Genomic DNA, 19975 nt, shown 5'->3' with positions numbered 1-19975 from the left:
ATTAGCGTGTCTAGATCTTCAAGCCAGCAAATCAAGCATTTGCTACGGGGTTGCCGGTGCGGTTGACGCCACGGGCGTGCCAGAGCGGATGGCCGGCGTTCTTCGGGTGTCGCGGGTCGAAGCGCAGCGACTGCGAGAAGTAGCGCATGGTGTAGCCGGCCCGGCGCCGTGGGCTACGGTTCGGGTCCGCGCCGTGGATGATGCGCGCGTCGTGCAGCGAGCACTCGCCCGCGGCGAGTTCGAAGTGGACGGCCGCGGCCTCGTCCACGCCACCGGTCACCACCCGGTCGAAGCTGAACTCGGTGGGGTCGGCGAACTCGTACTCGCCAGCGCCGTCGAGATGGCTGCCGGGCAGCACCTTCATGCAGCCGTTCGCCCGGTCGACCGGGTCGAGCGCGAGCCACACGGTGGTGATGGCGTCCATGCGGTCGAAGCGGCCGTCCCAGAAGTACGAGTCCTCGTGCCACGGCGTCGCGCGCCCGGTGCGCGGCTCCTTGGACAGGAACGCGCTCGCGAACAGTCCGATGTCCGGCCCGATGAGCGGTTCGACCAGATCCAGGATCTCGTCGGCGAGCAGGAACTCCAGCAACCGCGCGTCGTGCACGTGCGGCATGTCGAGACCGCCGGAGTCACCCCGCTCCCCCGCCGCCTGAGCCCGCGCCAGGTGTTCCTCGAACAGTTCCTGGAGCCGCGCGAAGCGGTCGGGCGCGAACACCTGGCGCCCGGGCAGCAGGTACCCGTCGCGCCGGTAGGTCTCCACCCGGTCGGCCGTGATTGTCATTTCGCCTCCGTGGGTCCGTTTCGACGCCGATCGGCGTCACGGCCCAGCCTGCTCGGTCGCCAGGTCGACGTCTTTGTGCGCGGCGGCCACGGGATTGACGTTTCCGGCCATGCCGCCCTCGGCCCTGAGCACCGGGCTCAGGTCGCCGTCGGCGCGGAACCGGCCGGGCGGACGGCCGTGGCGCCGCGTGAAGGCCCGGGTGAACTGGACGACGTCCGCGAAGCCGGTGGCCGCCGCGATCTGTTTGATCGGCTGTGCGGTGCGCACGAGCAGCGCCGCGGCCCGGTCCAGCCGCACGGCCGACGCGTACGCCGCCGGCGACGTCCCGAGATGCTCGGCGCAGAGCCGGGTCAGCTGCCGGTGCGAGAGGTGGACGTGCCGGGCCAACTCGTCGACGCGCACCGGCCGGTCGACGTTGTCGTGGACGTAGCGGGTCACCTGCCGCACGACCCGGGCGGCGACGTCGACCGGCGCGGCGGTTCCCGGCAGGTCGGGGCCACCGGCCCGGACGAGCGCCACCAGCAACGCCTGGCCGAGCGCGATGAGCTGGGTCCGTTGTCCCGGCCGGGGTGGGCCGGCGGCGCACGCGTGGAGCGCCCGCCACACCGAGCCGACCTGCGTGTCGCGGTCCCGGGCGACCGCCCTGTCGGTGGCGAGAAACGCGCCCACCAGAGCGTCGTCCTCGTCGGTGGCTTCCGGCGACGGGCGCAGGTCGAACGAGACCCACGACAGGCCGATGCCCGGCGGATCAGGGCTGAGGATCCGGTGCCGTACCCCCGGCCGCGCGAACAACAGGTCACCGGGCCCGACGTCGTGGTCGCGACCACCGATCACGAACCGTCCCCGCCCCGCGTCGACCCGGCATACCTCGAAGTAGGTGTGCCGGTGCGGCGGGTTCTCCACGACGCCCGACCACTGCGCCCACTGGTAGATGCCGGCCGTGCCGCCCGGGACGGCGAGCCGCGGCACTACCGCGTCGAGCCGGTCGGTCCACACCACGGCGTCGCCCCGCACCGGTTGACAAGTGACCAGATCACTATGTCAATGTGTCACGCATGTTGCCGACACGGAAGTGGCGCCGGCACCGCAACTGGGGTGCCCGTGTGCACGAGGTCACGGTTGGTGGCGTCCCGGCGGTGGTCCTCGAGAACGAGCGGCTGCGGCTGACCGTCCTCACCGGCAAGGGCACCGATCTGGTGGAGCTGAACGACAAACGGAACGACCGCGACTACGTCTGGCTCTCCCCCACCGGCGTACGCGCTCCGGCCGACGTCGCGGGCGGTGCCGGCGACGACGTCGCGGCGTTCCTGGACACCTACCCCGGCGGCTGGCAGGAGGTGCTGCCCAACGGCGGCGCGCCGAGCCGTTACCAGGGCGCGGCCCTGGCTCAGCACGGCGAGGTGGCCAACCTGCCCTGGGACCACGCCATCGTCACCGACGACGCCGACGAGGTCGCCGTGCGGTTCACGGTGGAGGCCAGGCGGATGCCGTTGCGGTTGGCCAAGACCATGCGCCTGCGCCGGGGCGAGGCTCGGTTCACCGTGGACGAGGAGCTGACGAACCTCGCACCCGTTCCGCTCGACCTGATGTGGGGACATCACGTCACGTTCGGCGCGCCGTTCCTGCGCCCCGGCTGCCGGATCCGGCTGCCCGACGGGATTTCGGTCATCCCGCACGCGTCGTCCATCGACCCGCAGGGCCGGCGCCGCGTCGCGCCCGGCGGGCCGCACCGATGGCCGTCGGTTCCCGCGGACGGCGGCGGCACCCTGGACCTGTCGGTCGCGCCGGCGCCCGGCGCCCCCAGCGACATCGTGTACCTGACCGGCTTCGCCGACACCGGTTGGTACGAGGTGTCGGACGCCGGCGGCGGGCTCCGCGTCGAGTGGGACGCCCGGGTGATGCCGTACCTGTGGATGTGGCAGGAACTCGGCGCGACCGTCGACCACCCGTGGTGGGGGCGCGCGTACGTCATCGGGCTGGAGCCGTTCTCCAGCTATCCCACCGACGGTCTCGCGGCGGCCGTCGAGGGCGGTACGGCACTACGGTTGGCGGCCGGGGAACGCCTGGCGTTCCGGCTGGCCGCCGGGATCATCGACGGAGACGGGGATGGCTGACGTGAACGACTTCGACGGAAAGGTCGCCGTGGTGACCGGTGGCTCGCTCGGCATCGGGCGGGCCGTGGTGGAGCGGCTCGCCGCCGGCGGTGCGGCCGTGGTGTTCTGCGGCCACGAGGAGGCCGGCGTGCGCACGGCCGAGGCCGACCTGCGAGCCGCCGGCCTCACCGTGACCGGCGTGACCGCCGACGTGCGCGACGCGGACGCGATGCGGGCGCTGGTCGACCGCGCCGTTACCGACCACGGCGGCCTGGACGTGCTCGTCACGAGCGCCGGAATCCAGCGCTACGGCACCGTCGAGGACACCTCCGAGGAACTGTGGGCCGAGGTGCTGGGCGTCAACCTGACCGGGGTCTACCTGGCGTGCCGGGCGGCCGTGCCCGCCCTGCGGCAGCGCCGCGGCGCCGTCGTGGCGGTGTCGTCGGTGCAGGCGTTCACCGCCCAGCAGCGGGTGGCCGCGTACACGGCGAGCAAGGCCGCGGTCAACGCGCTCATGCGCTCGATCGCGGTCGACTTCGCCGCCGACGGCGTGCGCGCCAACGCCGTCTGCCCGGGTTCGGTCGACACGCCGATGCTGCGGTGGGCGGCCGACCGGTTCCGCGGTGACTCCACTGTGGACGAAACGGTCGCCGGGTGGGGCGCCACCCACCCGCTCGGCCGGGTGGCGACGGCCGCCGAGGTGGCCGAGGTGGTGGCGTTCCTCGCCAGCGACCGCGCCTCGTTCGTCACCGGCTCGGAGTACCGCGTCGACGGCGGCCTGCTCGCCATCAACCCCGCCGCCCTACCGGAGGCATGACATGCGCACGTTCTACGACGGCTTCCTCACCGAACCGCGCCTCGACCACCCCGAGGGCGTCGCCGTGCATCCCGACGGCAGCGTGTGGTGCGGCGGCGAGGCCGGGCAGATCTACCGGGTCGAGCCCGACGGGTCGGCGGCGCGGGTGGTGGCGTCCACCGGGGGTTTCATTCTCGGCGTCACGGTCACGCCGGACGGGCGTTCCGTGTACGCCTGCGACATCGCCCACCGCGCGGTGTTCCGCTACGACGTGGAGACGGGGGCGTTGGAGCGGTTCGCCTCCGGCGCCGACGGCGTGAACCTCCGCAATCCCAACGCGATCGCAATCGACGACGCCGGCCGACTCTACGTCTCCGACAGCTACCCGCCCGACGTCCCCGGACCCTCGGTGTTCCGCTTCACCCCGGACGGCTCGGGCACGATCTGGTACGCGGAGTCGTCCGCGTTCGCCAACGGCATCGCGCTCGCGCCCGACGGGTCCGCTCTCTACGTCGCCGAGTCGTTCCTCCCCGGCGTGCGCCGCATCGCCATCGACCCGGAGACCTCCGCGCCGGGCGCGCGCGACCTCGTGGTCGAGCTTCCCGGAACCGTCCCCGACGGCGTGGCGTTCGGGCCCGACGGCCTGCTCTACGTCGCCTGCTACGAACCGAGCCAGATCCTGCGGGTGCGCGCCGACGGGTCGGTCGAGACCGTCGCGCACGACCCGACGGCGCACCTGCTCTGCCACCCGACGAACGTCGCGTTCCGCGGCACCACGATGCTCGTGGCGAACCTGGGCCGGTGGCACCTGACGGCCGTCCCGGTCTGAACGCGATGTCCGAATCCCGCCAGCATTCGCTCCCGCGGGACCGCACAGTTGAAGCATGACAACCTGCACGACCATCACCAGCCCGCTGGGCGACCTGCTCCTGGTCGGTGCGGAGACCACCGACGGGATCACCCTCACGTCGCTGTCGATGCCCGGCCAAAGGAACGCTCCGGCGATCCAACCCGGCTGGCGCCGCGAGCGGGAGCCGTTCACAGACGTCATCCGCCAGGTGGAAGCGTACTTCGCGGGGCACCTCACCGAATTCGACATCCGGTTCACCCGCGGCGGAACGGACTTCCAGCAGCGCGTCTGGCGCGCGCTGGAGGAGATCCCGTACGGCACCACCACCACGTACGGCGCTCTCGCCGAACAACTCGGCCTGCCGCGCGACCGGATCCAGGCGCTGGCGGCCGCGATCGGCGCGAACCCGCTGCTGCTGGTGCGTCCGTGCCACCGCGTCATCGGCGCCGACGGCTCGATGCGCGGCTACGCCGGCGGCGTCGAGCGCAAGGTGCGGCTCCTCACGCACGAAGGCAGCCTGCAGCCGACCCTCATCTAGGGAGACCCTTGCCATGATCGACAGCCCCCGACTCGCGGACCCGGCCGGCCCGATCGCCGGCCGGGTCGCCGGGACCGACTGGACGGCCCTGACGGACGAACTCGACCGGTCCGGCAACGCGCTCACCGGTCCCCTTCTCACCCCCGCCGAATGCCGCGACATCGCCGCCCTCTACGACGAGCCCGCCCATTTCCGCACCACCGTGGACATGGCCCGCTACCGCTTCGGCTCCGGCCAGTACCGCTACTTCACCCACGACCTGCCCGACGTGGTGCGGACGCTGCGGGAGGCGCTCTATCCCCGTCTGCTGCCCATCGCCCGGGACTGGGCGACCAAGCTGGGTAAGCCCGCGCCCTGGCCCGACAGCCTGCGGGACTGGCTCCGACGGTGCCACGAGGCCGGGCAGTCGAAGTCGGCGCAGATTCTGTTGCGGTACGGCCCCGGCGACTGGAACGCGCTGCACCGCGACGTGTTCGGGGACATGCTCTTCCCGCTCCAGGTCGTCATCGGCCTCGACGCGCCGGGCGCGGACTTCACCGGCGGGGAGTTCCTGATGACCGAGCAGCGACCCCGCGCGCAGTCCCGCGGCTACTCCACCACGCTGCCGCAGGGCCACGGGCTGGTGTTCACCACCCGGGACCGGCCGGTGGCAACGAAACGGGGCTGGTCCAACGCACCGATGCGGCACGGCGTGAGCACCGTCCGCTCCGGCCGCCGGCGCGCCCTCGGCCTCGTCTTCCACGACGCCGCCTGACGTTCCATGCGGTGAGGTCTACGACCGCCGGTTGCCGATGGGCTTCGACGGCGTCACGACGAGTTCGTCCGACGGATGAACACTTCCGCCATGTCGAGGGTGGCGGCGGCCGTCGGGTCCTCGCGCAGGCGGTCGGCCAGCTGCGTGAGGTCCTCCTCGACGCCGTCGGCCTGGCCGAATGCCCACACCAGCTCGGGTATCGGAACGGCGGTGTCGGCCAGGTGCCGGCGCAGGAGTTCGACGACGTTCCGGTAGCGGGCCTCGTCGAGGAGCAGCGGGTGGCGGCCGGCGTCGTCCCGGTCCGGATCCCGACGGTACGCCTGGATCGCGTGGCCGACGGCCATCGCCTCGCTGCCGCAGCCCACGCGGCCGGTGCAGGCGTAGGCCAGGCTCTCCTCGACCGTGACGTGACGGTCGGCGCGACGGATCTCATTCAGGTCGGACGGGCCGTGTCGGAGCCGGTCCTCGGGCGACAGTGGCCGCGACCAGGTCCGGTCCCGGCCGTCGGCAGGCGGCGGGCAGCCGGCGATCGCCTGGTGGAAGTCTTCATAGCTGACGCCGGCGGTCACCACACTGCACGACCCGCTGCCCCCCTCCACCGCCAGTTGCGGACCGCACACCGCCGCGACCCGGCGGACCACCTCCCAGGGGCCGAACAGCGGCCCGAGGCGGAACGACAGGCAGCCGTCATGCAGCGCCATGTCGCTGACCGGCGGATAGCTGCCGTCGCGACCGTCGATGTTGGCGCGCCACCACCCGCCCGCCTCGGCCGGTGCGCACGGCCAGTCCAGCTCCGCCAGGATGCCCGACAACAGGTCGACCGACGGAGCCGTGCCCACCATCGCGTCATCGACCGGCAGACCCTGGCTCGCCACCCAGGAACGCAGCTCCGGATCCCCGGTCAACGCGACGACGATCATCGAGTTCGCCATGAACCGACACCTCCACCACGGCTCCGACGAACCTAACAGGCGTGCGCGACTGCCCTACCCTGACGGCATGTTGGAGGCAACCAGAGAGGGATTCTGGGGCACCCGATACTCCATCGGCGTCGACGGCCACACGGTCGCCGAGTGGCGGGTGCCGGGTTGGCGTACCAGCGGCGGGATCGTCGTCGCGGGCCAGTTCTTTCCCGTGGAGACCCGCCTCTGGTCCAACCGGTTCACCATGTTCGACCGCGTGGGCACCACGATCGCCGTGGCCGAAAACGTCGCGCGCCGCACCTGGACCGGCTACGCCGACGGCAGGTATCACGAGTTCCGGCGCGCATCCTTTCTCAGCACCACGGTGCTGCACGTCGTGGGCGACCGCGAGGTCGGTTGGCTACGACGCAGGAGCGCCTGGACCGGCGGGATCGAGGCCGAACTGCCGGCGCTGTCCCTGCTGGCCCAGGTCTTCGTCGTCGGCGCCGTGATCACGACCTGGGACCAGCAGGCCGCGGCCGCCGGCTGACCGCATTGCGAAGGAGCGCGACCGCGGGTCCGCTGTAGCGGGGCTGTATGCCGGGCTGGAGGCGGCCTGCCTACGGTCGGGCCATGATCGCACGCATGCGCCGTGCCCTCGCGGTGACATGGCGCGCGGGCCGGGGGCGGTTCGTCGGCTACGTGCTGCTCGCGCCGCTCGCGGGGCTGCTGCCCGTCGTGGCGGCGCTGCTCACCCGGCGGGTGCTCGACCGGGTCGTGGACGCCTCGGCCGGCGCGGTGCTCGGTGCCGCGGCCGCGCTCGCCGTGGCGAGCGTCGGGCTCGCCGTCGTGCCGCACCTGCTGGAGTACGTGCGGGCCGAGGTCGGACGGTCGGCGGCGACGGCGGCGCTCGACGAGCTCTACGCCGGCACGGAGCGGCTCAACGGGCTGCGGCGGCTGGAGGAGCCGGCGTTCCAGAACACGCTGAGCCTGGCCGAGCAGGCCGGGCGGGACGGGCCTGGACGCTGCCTCGACGGCGCACTCGGCCTGGTACAGGGCGGCGTGCTGCTCGGCGGATTCGTGGCCGCGCTCGCCGTGCTGAGCCCGGCGATGGCGCTCGTGGTCGGGCTGAGCGGGGTGCCGGCGCTGCTGGCGGAGTTGCGGCTGAGTCGCCGGCGGGCCGGCATGCTCTGGCGGCTCAGCCCCGGCGAGCGCCGGGAGATGTTCTACGCCGGGCTGCTGACGAACCTGTCGGCGGCCAAGGAGGTCCGCCTGCTCGGCCTCGGCGGGCTGTTCCGCCGCCGCATGCTGGCCGAGGTCGGCGCGGCCAACGCGGCCCGGCGCCGGCACGACCGGCGCGAGGTGCGCACCCAGGGGCTGCTCGCGGTGCTCAGCGCCGCGCTGGCCGGCGTCGGCCTGGTGTGGGCCGTCGTCCGGGCGCGGGCGGGCGACCTGAGTGTGGGCGACGTCGCGATGTTCGTGGCGGCGGTGGCCGGCGTTCAACAGGGGGTGGCCGGCCTCGTCGGTCACATCGCCGGCATCCACCAGGCGTTGCTGCTGCTGCGGTACTACGAGGACGTGGTCACCTGCGCGCCGGACCTGCCGGTGCCGGCCGCGCCGCGCCCGATCGGTCCGCTGCGCCGCGGCATCGAGTTCCGCGACGTGTGGTTCCGCTACGGCGACGACCGGCCGTGGGTGCTGCGGGGCGTCACGTTCACCGTCCCCTGTGGACAGTCGATCGGCCTCGTCGGGCACAACGGCGCCGGCAAGAGCACGGTGGTGAAGCTGCTGTGCCGCTTCTACGACCCGACCCGCGGGGCGATCCTGTGGGACGGGGTCGACCTGCGCGACGTGGAACCGAAGGCGCTGCGGGCCCGCATCGGCGCGGTCTTCCAGGACTACGTGACCTACGACCTCACCGCCGCCGAGAACATCTGGCTCGGCGACGTCGGCGACCGGGACGCGGTCGCGCCGGAGGACCTGCCGGCCCTGCGCGACGCCGCCCGCCGCGCCGGCGTGCACGACACGCTGGCGGGCCTGCCCAACGGGTACGACACCATGCTGTCCCGGACGTTCGAGCTCGGCGGCCCGGACGACGACGAGCCCGCGCCCGGGGTGCTGCTGTCCGGCGGGCAGTGGCAGCGCCTCGCCATCGCGCGGGGGGTGCTGCCTGCCGGCCGGGACCTGCTCGTGCTCGACGAGCCGAGCGCCGGGCTCGACGCCGAGGCAGAGCACGACCTGCACCACCGGCTGCGCGCCTACCGGGCGGGGCGCACGAGCGTCCTCATCTCGCACCGGCTGGGCACCCTGCGCGACGCCGACCACATCGTCGTGCTCGACGGCGGCGTGGTCGCCGAGGCCGGCGACCACGACACGCTGCTCGCCCTCGCCGGCCGGTACGCCGCGTTGTTCGACAAGCAGGCCGAGGGTTACCGGGCCAGTTTGTCGAGCAGGGCGACCTGAGTCGCGCCGAGGAACGCCTCGAGCACGCCGTCGCGGCGGTCGGTCAGCCCGGCCAGGAGCCGGTCGGCCCGCCGGGCGTCGTCGCGGGCCGGACCGTCCTGGCCGTCCCGGCGCAGGACCAGCGCGCGCTGCCGGGTCGCCGCCGCCTCGCCGTAGCGGGAACCGGCCCGCCGGACGAGGTCGAGCGCCTCGTCGACGTCGCGCCGGGCGGCCGCGACCGCGCCGACGCGCAGGTGCACCTCCGAGCGGCTCAGCAGCGCCTCCCACTCGTCCTCGCGGTTGCCGGTGCGCCGGCACAGGCCCAGCCCGGCGTCGAGCGCGGCCAGCCCGGCGTCGTGCCGGCCCAGCTGGCTGTACGCCCGCCCGAGCGCCACCAGCGTGATGCCCTCGCCCACCGGGTCGACCAGCTCGCGCCGGATCGCGAGCGAGCGCTCCAGGTGCCCGCACGCCGCCGCGTATTCGCCGAGCTCGAACTCGACCTCGGCGAGGTTGTGCAGCGCGACGCCGAGCCGGACGGGGTCCCCGCCGTCGAGCAGCCGGACCCCGGCGCGGATGGCGTCGGCGGCCGCCGGGACACGGCCGACGCGGTGATACAGCCAGCCGAGGTTCTGCATCGCCAGGCCCTCGCCGTCGCGGTCGCCGAGCTGCCGCCAGATCGCGAGCGCGCCCTCGAGGCGGGCCTGGGCGGCGTCGGTCCGGCCGGTGTGCCAGTCGAGCGTCGCCCGGACCGCGAGGACACGCGCCTCGGCGGCCCGGTCGCCGACGTTGCCGGCGGCCTGCTCGACGGCGGCGGCCAGCGCCTCCGCCTCGGCCCACCGGCCGCACTTCTGCAGCCAGCCGGTGACGCGCGGGACCAGCAAGGTGCAGAGCCGGCTCACCGGCGCGCTCAGGCCGGCCGCCTGCCCCGCCGCGGCGATGACGCCGGGCAGCTCGACCTCCAGCCACCGCACCGCGTCGTCGAGCGTGTCCAGCGCGGCGAGCACCGGCCCGCCCGGGTCGGTGTCGGGCTGACCGGCGCGCAGGAGCCGGCCGGCGGCGACGGCCGTGTTGAGGTACGCGGTGAGCGCCCGCGCCACCGCCAGCTCCCGCGCCGGCGCGGGGTCGAACCGGTCCGCGAGCTCGGTCGCGTAGAGGCGGAGCAGGTCGTGCAGCCGGAAGCGGGTCGGGGTGACCGCCTCGACCAGGTGGCAGTCGCGGAGCCGGTCGAGCAGCGTGACCGCGCGCCGCTCGGGCACGTCGACGAGCGTCGCGGCCACCGCCGCCGGCACCTGCGGCAGGCGCAACAGCGCCAAGGCCCGGAACAGCGCCGCCGCCTCCCGGTCGCTCCGGGAGGCGCTGTCGGCCAGCTCGTTGTACCCGTCGCGGAAGCTGGAGCGGATCGCCAGGTCGTCCGCGGCCAGCTCGTCGAGCCGGTCCCGCTCGTCGCCGAGCCGGTCGGCGAGGGCCGCGAGGGGCCAGTCGGTGCGCTCGGCGAGCCGGGCACCGGCGATGCGCAGCGCGAGCGGATGCCCGTCGCAGAGCGCCACCAGTCGACCCGCCGCCGCCGGGTCGGCCGCCGTGCGCTGCGCCCCGGCGAGCGCGGCGATCAGCGCGATCCCGTCGGTGTCCGGCAGCCGGTCCAGCCGCAGCCGGACCGCGTCGAGGGTGCTCATCGGCCGGCGGCAGGTGACGATGACCGCGCAGCCGGCTCCGCCGGGCAGCAGCGGGCGGACCTGTTGGGCGCCGGCGGCGCCGTCGAGGACGATGAGCAGCCGCCGCCCGGCCGTCTCCGAGCGGAACCGGGCCGCCGCCTCGTCCACCTCGACCGGCACGTCGCCGGCGTCGACCCCGAGCGCCCGCAGCAGGCGGCCGAGCGCGTGCGCCGGGTCGAGTCCGGGCAGCCCGGCGGCGCCGCCGTGCAGGTCGACGTGGAGCTGACCGTCCGGGTACCGGTCGGCGAGCCGGTGCGCGGCCCGCACCGCGAGCGTCGTCTTGCCGATGCCGCCCGGGCCGTGCAGGACCACCACCGCCGAGCCCCCGGGCGGAGCCGCCGCGCACGCCGCCGTGATCGCACACAGCTCCTCGACCCGGCCGACGAACGCGACCGGCGCCGGCGGCAGCTGCCGGGGCGGGGTGCCGCGCTCCGGCAGACCGTCCGATGTGGACGGAGCGCGACCGTCCGATGTGGACGGAGGCGATGGAGCCCCTGCCGGCGGGTCCACCGTGGCGTCCGGCGCCGGGCGGTCCGGCAGGGACAGCTCCGGCGCCCGCCGCAGGATCGCCTGGTGCAGCCGGGCCAGCTCGGCGCCCGGCTCGATGCCGAGGTGCTCGGCCAGGGCGGCCCGCATCTCCGTGTAGGCGGCCAGCGCGCCGGGGGCGTCGCCGGAGCGGTACAGCGCCAGCATCAGCTGGTGCCGCAGCCGCTCCCGGAAGGGGTGGGCGGCCACCAGCAGCCGCAGGTCGGCCGTCACCGCGACGTGCTCGGCCAGCGCCAGCCGGGCCGCGACGAGATCCTCGGTCACGGTCAGCCGCTGCTCGTCCAGCTGGGCGACCCGGGCGGTCAGGTCGGGCCCGGGCCGGACGTCCTCGATCGGGCGGCCGTGCCACAGCGCCAGCGCCGAGTGCAGCCGCTCGCTCGCCGCACCGACGTCGTCGCGGCCGAGCAGCGCCCGTCCCGCCTCGGCCGCCGACTCGAAGGCGCACACGTCGAGGTCCGGCGGGTCCACTCGCAGCAGGTAGCCGGAGGCGTGGGCGACGAGCCGGTCGCCGCTGTCGCCGCACTCGGCCAGCAGCTGCCGCAGCCCGCTCGCGTAGGTGCGCAGGTTCGCGACCGCCGAGCGCGGCGGGCGGTCCCACAGCTCGGCGGCGAGCCGCTCCAGCGACACCCGCTCGTTGCGGCACAGCAACAGGTGCGCCAGCATCGCGCGCGGCTTCTGCGGACCGACCGGCACCGACCGGGAGCCGGCGCACAACCGGAGCGGGCCGAGCACCTGAAACCGCACACCCAAGACGCGAGGCCGCCAATCGCCCGTCGGAACGCAACGCCCGACAGCCTAGGAACCGGCTCCCTCATGGGCAATGGCCGATAGGTGAGCGGCTGTATCCGCGCTGTAGGGCCCGCTGTACGGGCGGCCCTTATGGTCGCGGCATGTTGATCACGATTGGAGGAAACCGATGACCCGACAGGTCGGAGCGCTGGCCGATCGGCTGCTCGCGAAGATGCTGCCCAAGACCACGGCGTCGGCGGTCTGCCAGCCCGCCTGCGACCAGCACCCCATCTGCTGCCGTTTCACGAACACCCGCTTCAAGTGGCGCGTGTGCAACAGCAGCTGTTCGTGCTGGTGGAGCGGGGACTGCTGAGTCCCACCCGATGACCGGGCCGCGGACGGTAATTCCCCCGACCGCCGCGGCCCTTTTCGTGCTGTCCGTCCATCTCTTCAGGAGCCACCCGTGCCGATCGTCGTCGCCGTCCTCGTCCTGCTGACCCTCCTCGTCCTGCTCGACCTCGTGCTCACGTACGGCGTCATCCGCAAGCTGCGCGAGCACACCGAGCGCCTCGACCTGGTCTCGCACCCCGAGCCGCAGATGGCCGGCCTGCCGACGCCCGCGTTCAGCGCCACGACGGCAACCGGCGAGACGGTCTCGGCCCAACTCTTCGACGGCGGCGGCCTCGCGGTGTTCCTCGCCCCGGACTGCCCCGGTTGCCGGTCGCAGCTGCCGGACGTACGCCAGAAGCTCGCCACCGCCGTCGCCGCCGCGGTGCCGGTCCTGCTCGTCGTCACCCGGCTGCACCCGGAGCGCGACCTGGGCGCGGAGGCCGCCGAGATCGACGAGCTCCTGGCCGCGCTGGACGGCGGCGTCGCCGTCGTGCGCGAGCCGCTCGACGGGGCGGTGCAGTCGGCGTTCAAGGTGACCAGTTACCCCGGGTTCTTCCGCATCGGCGCCGACGGCCGGATCGCCGTCGCCACCAACCACGCCACGCAGCTGCCCGACGAGGCTGAGCCGGCTGCCTCAGCCGGCCGGGCCGACGCGCTCGCCGTCGGGCGTTGAGGATCGCAGCCGGCGCAGCACCAGCCCGCGCACGAGGTCGGGCGTGAGCGGACCGAACGAGCGCGAGTCCATGCTGTGCCGCGGTGCGTCGCCAAGCACGTGGACGTTTCCGTCCGGCATCGCCGCCACCCGCTTCACCATGAGTTGGGTGGCGGCGTCGGTGATGACGACGCCCGGCGGGGGCAGGCACACGACGACGACGCCGACCCGCAGCCGCCGCCGGAACCACCGTCGCAGCACGAGCAGCTGGTCGCCGTGCTGGAACGTCGGCGTCATGCTGTCGCCGTGCACGCCCACCACGTGCAGCGCGAGCCGGCCCACGACCATCGCGCCGACCACGAGCGCGACCACGAGCCCGGCGCCGAGGATCAGAAGATCGAGACCGTCCACCGCGCCACCGTAGCCGAGGGCCGGCATTGTGATGATGACGATGGCTCTCGTACCGTTGAACGTCCGACGCACAGGCTGACCGTGAGGGGGCCGGCATGAGGTCGAGGACCATTGCCGTGGTCGCCGCGATCATTCTCGGCTGTCAACTGCTGGCACCCGGCACCGCGGCGGCGGCCCCGGCCGACACGTATGACGTTCGCTGCAACCATGGCCGTTGGATCCGGACGTCCGACTACCTGTGGGTGTTCCTGCCCGTCAACACCGGGCTCGACCCCCAGACCTCCTGCACGCTCCGCAACGGCCACAACGACAACTTCGGCGTTGTCGCACTGCAGAACATGCTCGTCAAATGCTACGGGCAGGCCATTGCCGTCGACGGTGACTTCGGCCCCGCCACCGAGCAGGCGCTCAAGCGGGCGCAGGCCTGGGAATTCACCGTCAACGCCAAGTGGCAGGTGGCCACCAACGGTGTCTACAACTGGTCGGCCACGGGCGCCTACGTCATGTGGCCGTATCACCTCAGGTCCGACGAACCCGACCGGTTCGATTGCCGGTACAAGACCAGGTGACAACTACCAGTCCGTCGCGAACCAGTGCCGGCGCGGGGCGGTGTCGGGTTCGAGGGTGCAGCGGTTCCGGCTCCACTCGGCGAGGCGTTCCTCCAGATCTTTGAGGTCCACTCCTTCCGCACGGCCGGCGTCGATCGCGATGAACGTGCCGAACTCGGCCGCGTTGGCCAGCAGCACCTCGGCGGCCGGATCACCGGGACCGGGCCGGTCATCCGCCCACTTCGTCACCGCGGCCCGCAGCTCCTCCGGTTCCAGGTGCTCGCCGGCCGCCGGGAGGAAGCCGCGCAACAGGCCCAGGCCCTCGACCTGCGGGGAGTGCACGCACCAGACGAGGCGGCGGCCGGATCCGCGGTGGAAGGTGCTCTGCGCCTGCGTCCACGGCACGTGAATGGGGAACGTGCCGTCGAAGACGGGGTTGAAGTCCAATCCGGCAGCGGTGAACCGCATCGCCGGCCGCCCCCGACCCCTGCCGCGCCAGCGGCCGCTGTTGCCGCGCAGCCGCCGCAACAGCGGCGCGAGCAGCCACAATCCACCGACCCCCGCGGCCAGCACCACGAAGCCGTACGGGGCCACGTGAAGCACGTAGGCCCCGGCGAACACGTGCGCGGGCACGGTGACGAACCAGTGCCACCACCGGCGCGGCCCGGTGACCACCACGTATTCGTCGCCGGCCATCCCGCCATTGTCGGTGCCGCCGGCGCGCCCGCGAAACCCGACCGCGCAGAACTTGTCGTACCCCGTCGCTAGCGTCCGGGGCATGACGATTGCAGTGACCACACCCACCGGAAATGTAGGCTCCCGCGTCGTCCAGTTGCTTGTGCAGGCCGGGGTGCGGCCCCGCGTCCTGGTGCGCGACCCCGCCCGGCTCTCCGTCGACGCGGTCGACGTACGCCAAGGCGACCTGTGCGACGCGAGGTTCGTGACCGACGCGTTGACCGGCGTCGAGTCCGTGTTGTGGGTGACGCCGGAGCGCTTCGACTCGGCCGATCCGCTGGCCGACATGGAGCAGATGGGCGCGATCGCGGCCGCGGCGATCCGGGCCGCCGGCGTGTCCCGGGTCCTTCAGATCAGCAGCGCGGGCGCCGACCAACCGAAAGGCAACGGACTGATCGACGGGCTCGCCCGCAACGAGGAGCAACTGGCCGCGACAGGGGCCGACCTGCTGGTCCTGCGCTGCGGCTACTACTTCACCAACCTGTTCGGCATGCTCGACGGCCTGCGGTCGGGCGTGTTGACGACCACCGTCCCGGTCGACCGCCGGATGCCGTGGGTGGCACCGCGCGACGTCGGCGAGGTGGCGGCCGTGCGGCTGCTCGCCGGCTGGTCCGGCCACGAGACCGCGGCGGTACACGGCCCCGAGGATCTGAGCTGGTCCGACGCGGCGGCGACGCTGTCCGCGGTGTTGGCCCGTCCGGTCCGGGCCGAACAGATGCCGGAGCGAAACGTGCGGGAGACGTTGCTCGCCGCCGGGTTGAGCGAGAACGCCGCCGACGGCATCGTCGGGATGTCCCGGGCCGTCGCGGCCGAGACACGTACCGAGCGCAGCACCACGCCCACCACGCTCACCGCCTGGGCCAGCCAGGTACTCCGTCCGATGGTGAGCTGAACCGCGAGGCTGTCGCGGATCGCGGGACAGTCGTCGGGACCGGGTCGTGCGATGCTGCGGTTCATGCCCCGAACCCTGCTCCGCGGCGGAGTCGTCCTCGACGTGCGTGCCGGTGCGACGAGCGTCGCCGACGTCGTTGTCGAGGGCGACCGGATCGTCGATGTCGGTGTCGGCCTCGACGGCGATGACAGCGTCGACTGCACCGGCCATCTCCTCGTGCCCGGATTCATCGACTGCCACACGCATCTGGTGGCCCACGACTTCGTGGGCGATGACTTCTTCGAGACCGCCCGCTCGATGCGGGTGCTGTGCGCCGTTCCCGTCCTGACGACGCTGCTCCGGCTGGGAGTGACGACGGTGCGCGACGCGTGGGGTGCCGACGCCGGGCTCAAGCGGGCCGTCGAACTGGGCTGGATCGACGGTCCGGAGGTGTTGATCAGCCTCCGGCAGGTGTGCACGACCGGCGGGATCGGCGACCTCTGGTCGCCGAGAATCGGCCCGGTCGACCCGTTGGGCGACCCCGGAATGCCGGACCCGGTGTTCGACGGGGTCGACGCGGCGCGGGCGGTGGTGCGGCGGATGACCCGGGCCGGCGCCGACTGGATCAAGGTCACGGCGACCGGCTCGATCCTGCAGGGCGCCCGGGCGCAGCACAGCCAGATCACGCCGGACGAGATGGCCGCGCTCGTCTCCGAGGCGCAGCGACAGGGTCGCGCGGGTGTCATGGTGCACGCCCACGGCGCGCGGGCCGCCGAGGAGGCCGCACACGCCGGCGCGCGCAGCGTCGAGCACGGCGTCTTCCTCGACGAGGCCGCGGTCGTCGCGATGTCCGCCGCCGGGACGTGGCTGGTACCGACGCTGTCGATCAGCCAGACCGACTCCGAAAAGCTCGGCGCGACGGTCGCCGCGGCGCACCGGGCCTCGGTCCGGCTCGCCCTCGACGCCGGGGTTCCGATAGCCATGGGCACCGACAACCCCGTCCGCCCCCACACCGAGGTCCTCACCGAGGTCCGTCACCTGTCCCAGGCCGGCCTCGGAGACGCCGGAGCGCTCCGGGCGGCAACCTTCGAGGCCGCCCGGCTCCTCGACCTCGCCGACGACCGGGGTGAAATCGCACCGGGGAAGCGGGCCGATCTGGTCCTCCTCGCGGGAACCGACCTCGACGTCGACGACCTCGCGGGCCGGATCCGCCAGGTCTGGCACAACGGAACGGCGGTCCGGACCGACAGGCGCAGCGACGTCAACCGGTGACGCGGTTCGGTGCGGCTCCGCGTCCGGAGGCGACACTCCGCAGGACGACGCCGACCACGGCCCCGACCGGGACGAAGCCGTACTGCCGGGAGTCACCGCTGCCGAGCGGGTTGTCGCCGAGCAGCACCAGGTGGTGCTCGGGCACGACGGTGCCCCGGCCCTCGATCGAGGGCGGCACCGCTTCGCCGGCGGTGGCCGCCACCCGCTTGATCACCCGTCGGTTGCGCAACGAGTCCGCCGGGCTGACGCCGTCGGGGATCGGCCGCATGCTCTCCGGCAGGTCGACCATGGCGATCTCGCCGGTGCGCACCCGGTGGCCGCGCCGGCGCCGGACCAGCACCCGGTCTCCGTGCCGGTACGTCGGCGTCATGCTCTGACCCTCCACGACCGCGACCAGGTAGGCGAGTCGGAGCCACGCCCCCCAACCGGCCAGCGCGGCCACCGGCGCCAACAGCAGCCAGGTCATTCGGCGCTCGACTCCGCGTAGCCACGGGCCTGCAGCGCGAACAGCCGCGCGTAGATACCGTCCCGTACGGTCAGCGTGTCGTGCGTGCCCCGCTCGACGATCTCGCCGTCGGCGAGCACCGCGATCTGCCCGGCGTCCCGCACCGTGTTCAGCCGGTGCGAGATCAGCAGGCTGGTCCGGCCGGCGCGGTGCCGGCGCAGCTCCGCGTGGACCTCGGCCTCGGCCTCCGCGTCGAGCCCGGAGCTGGGCTCGTCGAGGATGAGCAGGTCGCGGTCGTCGCGCATCAGCGCGCGGGCCAGCGCCAGCCGCTGTCCCTGCCCGCCGGAGAGCAGCATGCCGGTGTCCGGGTCCTCGGTGTCGATGCCCTCGATGAACATCCGGGTCAGCATGGTGTCGTACCCCTTCGGCAGCCGGGCGAGGGCGTCGTGGACCCCGGCGCGCCGGGCCGCCGCCGTGATCCGGTCGCGGTCGTCGAGGCGGACCACGTCGCCCAGCCCGATGTTCTCGGCGCCGGACAGCTCGTACTCGATGAAGTCCTGGAACACCGCGCCGATCCGGTTCCGCAGCTCAGCCGGGTCGGTGTCGCGCAGGTCGACGCCGTTCCAGCGGATCCGTCCGCGCGTCGGGTCGTAGAGCCGGCACAGCAGCTTCACCACCGTGCTCTTGCCCGCGCCGTTGAGACCGACCAGGGCCGTCGCCGAGCCGGCCGGGATGACCAGGCTGACCCCGCGCAGCACCCACGGATGGTCGGGACCGTACCGGAACCAGACGTCGTCGAACTCGATCGCCTCCAGCAACGGCGGCAGCGGCGTGGGCGTCGCCCGCAGCGGCAGATCGGGGGGCAGCGTCATGGCGACGTGGTAGTGGTCCAGCAGCAGAACCGCGTTGTGGACGGCGCCGAACTGTCCCACGAGGCCCAGCAGCGAACTCTGCACGCCGGCCAGCGCGGCGACGAAGACCATCAGTTCGCCCTCGGTGAGTCGGCCGCTGCGCGTGGACAACACCGCCCAGACCAGGCCCGCGCCGGCGACCACGGCGCCGAGAACGCCGAGAACGGTCTGGATCCTCAGTTCCCGGCGGTCCAGGAGCCGGCTGTCGGCGTTGGCGGAGCGCAGTTCGGCGAGCATCCGGCCCCGGAAGAACGCGCCCAGGCCGAACAGCCGCACCTCCTTGGCCTCCCGCGGCGCGGTGAGCAGGTTGGCGTAGAAGAACTGACGCCGTCCCGCGTAGCCGATCCGCCACATGGCCGCCGCTCGCAGCCGGCTGAGCAGGATCTCCGCCCGGGTGGTGGGCACGGCGGCCACCGCGACGGCCAGCACCAGCCACGGGTTGACGAGCACCAGCGTGCCCAGGAACCCGGTGAGGGTGACGACGTTGCGGACCATGCCCATCCCGTGGCGCACCAGGTCGCCCGGTGCCGTGCCGCCGGCCTCCTGCGCGAGCCGGAGGCTGTCGTGGAACTGCGGGTTCTCCAGAGTCGCCAGGCCCTGGAGCCGGCCGGTGAGGGCGGTGTAGAGCCGGTCGGCGGCGGTGAGCCGGACCTGCCGGTCCACCTCCGCCGCCGCGTAGCCGGTGAGCCGCGGCAGCACGACGGCGCCGACGCCCGTCGCCGCGAGCGCCACCGCCAACCAGACCAGCGACCACGCGGCCAGCCCGGAGATCAGCCCGTCGAGGATCCGCCCGGTCAGCCACGCCACGGCGATCGGAACCGTTCCGTCGACCAGCGTGAACACGATCAACCCGATCAGGCTGGCCGGTGCCGCGCGCAGCGCCAGCCCGGCGGCCATGCGCACGTGACCCAGCGCGGCCCGTCCGGTGAGGTCGGGGGCGGCGGCCCTCCCGGGCAAACCCGTCACGCCGGCTCCCCACTTCGTGGTGAGCCGCCCTGACCGGGAGGGCTCTGCCTAATGGTGCCCTCGCACAAGTGCTCGGTCACGCGACCGCGGGCACGCCGGCCACATCGACGAGCCGGTTGGCGAGGACCGTGCCGTGCTCGTCGAGACGGACCATGGCCGGGAAGCCCGCTACCCGGAACGCCTCCGCGAGCGGGCCCTTGTCGTTCTCGACGACGACCGTGGCGGCGCCTCTGAGCGCGGCCACCTGTACGGCCGCCGCGGGATCCGTCGCGGACGGCGCGACGACCACGGCGAGGGCCCGACGCCGGTCGCCCAGCGCCGTCGCGGCGGCGACGAACCGCGGGAGCCACTCCGCGCAGATGCCGCAGTCGGGCGAGAAGAACGCGACCAGGGTGTCGACGCCCAGGTCGGCGTCACCGATCCGCCCGCCGTCGACGTCGACGGCGCTGAACGGGCCGGGCCGGCTGCCCAGGCCGATGATCGGATCACGCCACTGCCCGGTGTCGGCCTCGGCGAGTTCGTTGAGGCGTTCGGCGTGTTCACGCAGGCGCCGGAGGACGCCGAGCGTCAGTATCAGATTGAGCACGGTCAGCAGGACACACACGACCACGACCGCGATGCCAAACATGCG

Annotated in this window: 21 protein-coding genes; 12 read left to right on the top strand and 9 right to left on the bottom strand. The window is 73.4% G+C overall.

All coding sequences use genetic code 11. The annotated features are described in order from the left end of the window. Nucleotides 1-31: 31 nt before the first annotated feature. Entirely contained in the window at nt 32-781 is a 750-nt protein-coding gene (locus tag Vau01_RS21770) for a phytanoyl-CoA dioxygenase family protein (RefSeq protein ID WP_203995797.1), read from the bottom strand. A 36-nt stretch (nt 782-817) separates the two neighbouring features. After that, on the bottom strand, nt 818-1795 hold the full coding sequence (locus tag Vau01_RS21765; protein WP_203995796.1) for a helix-turn-helix domain-containing protein: 978 nt from the start codon (nt 1793-1795) through the stop codon (nt 818-820). A gap of 41 nt (nt 1796-1836) precedes the next feature. On the opposite strand from Vau01_RS21765, the gene Vau01_RS21760 reads away from it, so the two are divergent. The 5 genes from Vau01_RS21760 to Vau01_RS21740 are packed head-to-tail and all read left to right on the top strand — an operon-like array spanning nt 1837 to nt 5812. Beyond that, complete coding sequence (locus Vau01_RS21760; protein ID WP_203995795.1) at nt 1837-2895, top strand: DUF4432 family protein; 1059 nt, start codon at nt 1837-1839, stop codon at nt 2893-2895. After that, complete coding sequence (locus Vau01_RS21755; protein ID WP_203995793.1) at nt 2888-3691, top strand: SDR family NAD(P)-dependent oxidoreductase; 804 nt, start codon at nt 2888-2890, stop codon at nt 3689-3691. Before Vau01_RS21760 ends, Vau01_RS21755 begins: the two co-directional genes overlap by 8 nt. A gap of 1 nt (nt 3692) precedes the next feature. Then, entirely contained in the window at nt 3693-4499 is an 807-nt protein-coding gene (locus tag Vau01_RS21750) for an SMP-30/gluconolactonase/LRE family protein (RefSeq protein ID WP_203995791.1), read from the top strand. A gap of 55 nt (nt 4500-4554) precedes the next feature. Then, the gene (locus tag Vau01_RS21745) at nt 4555-5058 is read left to right on the top strand and encodes a methylated-DNA--[protein]-cysteine S-methyltransferase (RefSeq protein WP_203995789.1); all 504 of its coding nucleotides are present in this window, start codon (nt 4555-4557) and stop codon (nt 5056-5058) included. Nucleotides 5059-5071: 13 nt separating this feature from the next. Further along, nucleotides 5072-5812 (top strand): 2OG-Fe(II) oxygenase, encoded by a 741-nt coding sequence (locus Vau01_RS21740; RefSeq protein ID WP_203995781.1) that lies wholly within the window; start codon nt 5072-5074, stop codon nt 5810-5812. 53 nt (nt 5813-5865) lie between these two features. Here Vau01_RS21740 and Vau01_RS21735 read toward each other — a convergent pair whose 3' ends face one another. Further along, the gene (locus Vau01_RS21735; protein ID WP_203995780.1) at nt 5866-6744 is read right to left on the bottom strand and encodes a hypothetical protein; all 879 of its coding nucleotides are present in this window, start codon (nt 6742-6744) and stop codon (nt 5866-5868) included. A 67-nt stretch (nt 6745-6811) separates the two neighbouring features. On the opposite strand from Vau01_RS21735, the gene Vau01_RS21730 reads away from it, so the two are divergent. After that, a complete protein-coding gene (locus Vau01_RS21730) occupies nt 6812-7264 on the top strand; it encodes a hypothetical protein (protein WP_203995779.1) in 453 nt (150 codons plus the stop codon). An 83-nt stretch (nt 7265-7347) separates the two neighbouring features. Next, the gene (locus Vau01_RS21725; protein WP_203995778.1) at nt 7348-9177 is read left to right on the top strand and encodes an ABC transporter ATP-binding protein; all 1830 of its coding nucleotides are present in this window, start codon (nt 7348-7350) and stop codon (nt 9175-9177) included. On the opposite strand, the gene Vau01_RS21720 is transcribed toward Vau01_RS21725, so the two are convergent. After that, on the bottom strand, nt 9144-12158 hold the full coding sequence (locus Vau01_RS21720) for an AfsR/SARP family transcriptional regulator (RefSeq protein ID WP_203995776.1): 3015 nt from the start codon (nt 12156-12158) through the stop codon (nt 9144-9146). The two genes, Vau01_RS21725 and Vau01_RS21720, sit on opposite strands and share 34 nt — an antisense overlap. A 172-nt stretch (nt 12159-12330) precedes the next feature. Here Vau01_RS21720 and Vau01_RS21715 point away from each other — a divergent pair, with 172 nt between their 5' ends. Next, entirely contained in the window at nt 12331-12516 is a 186-nt protein-coding gene (locus tag Vau01_RS21715) for a hypothetical protein (RefSeq protein ID WP_203995775.1), read from the top strand. Between the two features lie 90 nt (nt 12517-12606). After that, nucleotides 12607-13206, top strand: coding sequence for a peroxiredoxin family protein (locus tag Vau01_RS21710; RefSeq protein ID WP_203995774.1), 600 nt, complete (start codon nt 12607-12609; stop codon nt 13204-13206). Here Vau01_RS21710 and Vau01_RS21705 read toward each other — a convergent pair. After that, the gene (locus tag Vau01_RS21705) at nt 13168-13596 is read right to left on the bottom strand and encodes a S26 family signal peptidase (protein WP_203995773.1); all 429 of its coding nucleotides are present in this window, start codon (nt 13594-13596) and stop codon (nt 13168-13170) included. The two genes, Vau01_RS21710 and Vau01_RS21705, sit on opposite strands and share 39 nt — an antisense overlap. A 95-nt stretch (nt 13597-13691) precedes the next feature. Here Vau01_RS21705 and Vau01_RS21700 point away from each other — a divergent pair, with 95 nt between their 5' ends. Then, nucleotides 13692-14165 carry a peptidoglycan-binding domain-containing protein gene (locus Vau01_RS21700; protein ID WP_203995772.1) on the top strand — a complete coding sequence of 158 codons (474 nt, stop codon included), beginning with the start codon at nt 13692-13694 and terminating at the stop codon, nt 14163-14165. 3 nt (nt 14166-14168) lie between these two features. Here Vau01_RS21700 and Vau01_RS21695 read toward each other — a convergent pair whose 3' ends face one another. Continuing rightward, a complete protein-coding gene (locus tag Vau01_RS21695; RefSeq protein ID WP_203995771.1) occupies nt 14169-14840 on the bottom strand; it encodes a hypothetical protein in 672 nt (223 codons plus the stop codon). Nucleotides 14841-14922: 82 nt separating this feature from the next. Between Vau01_RS21695 and Vau01_RS21690 the strand changes: the two genes are divergently transcribed. Both Vau01_RS21690 and Vau01_RS21685 read left to right on the top strand, forming a co-directional pair. Further along, nucleotides 14923-15771 carry an NmrA family NAD(P)-binding protein gene (locus Vau01_RS21690; RefSeq protein ID WP_203995770.1) on the top strand — a complete coding sequence of 283 codons (849 nt, stop codon included), beginning with the start codon at nt 14923-14925 and terminating at the stop codon, nt 15769-15771. Nucleotides 15772-15834: 63 nt separating this feature from the next. After that, nucleotides 15835-17022, top strand: a complete 1188-nt coding sequence (locus Vau01_RS21685) for an amidohydrolase family protein (protein WP_203995769.1) — start codon at nt 15835-15837, stop codon at nt 17020-17022. On the opposite strand, the gene Vau01_RS21680 is transcribed toward Vau01_RS21685, so the two are convergent. The 3 genes from Vau01_RS21680 to Vau01_RS21670 all read right to left on the bottom strand — a co-directional run bounded on the left by Vau01_RS21680 (nt 17012) and on the right by Vau01_RS21670 (nt 19972). Then, nucleotides 17012-17488, bottom strand: coding sequence for a S26 family signal peptidase (locus Vau01_RS21680; protein WP_203995767.1), 477 nt, complete (start codon nt 17486-17488; stop codon nt 17012-17014). The two genes, Vau01_RS21685 and Vau01_RS21680, sit on opposite strands and share 11 nt — an antisense overlap. Beyond that, on the bottom strand, nt 17485-19344 hold the full coding sequence (locus tag Vau01_RS21675; protein ID WP_239151760.1) for an ABC transporter ATP-binding protein: 1860 nt from the start codon (nt 19342-19344) through the stop codon (nt 17485-17487). The genes Vau01_RS21680 and Vau01_RS21675 overlap by 4 nt, the downstream gene beginning before the upstream one ends. Before the next feature lie 76 nt (nt 19345-19420). Continuing rightward, nucleotides 19421-19972, bottom strand: coding sequence for a thioredoxin domain-containing protein (locus Vau01_RS21670; protein WP_203995765.1), 552 nt, complete (start codon nt 19970-19972; stop codon nt 19421-19423). Nucleotides 19973-19975: the final 3 nt, after the last annotated feature.

Source organism: Virgisporangium aurantiacum (genome assembly GCF_016863635.1).
Lineage (GTDB): Bacteria > Actinomycetota > Actinomycetes > Mycobacteriales > Micromonosporaceae > Virgisporangium > Virgisporangium aurantiacum.
Note: the sequence above shows the minus strand (reverse complement) of the source record. Positions and strands in the feature narration are given on the sequence as shown.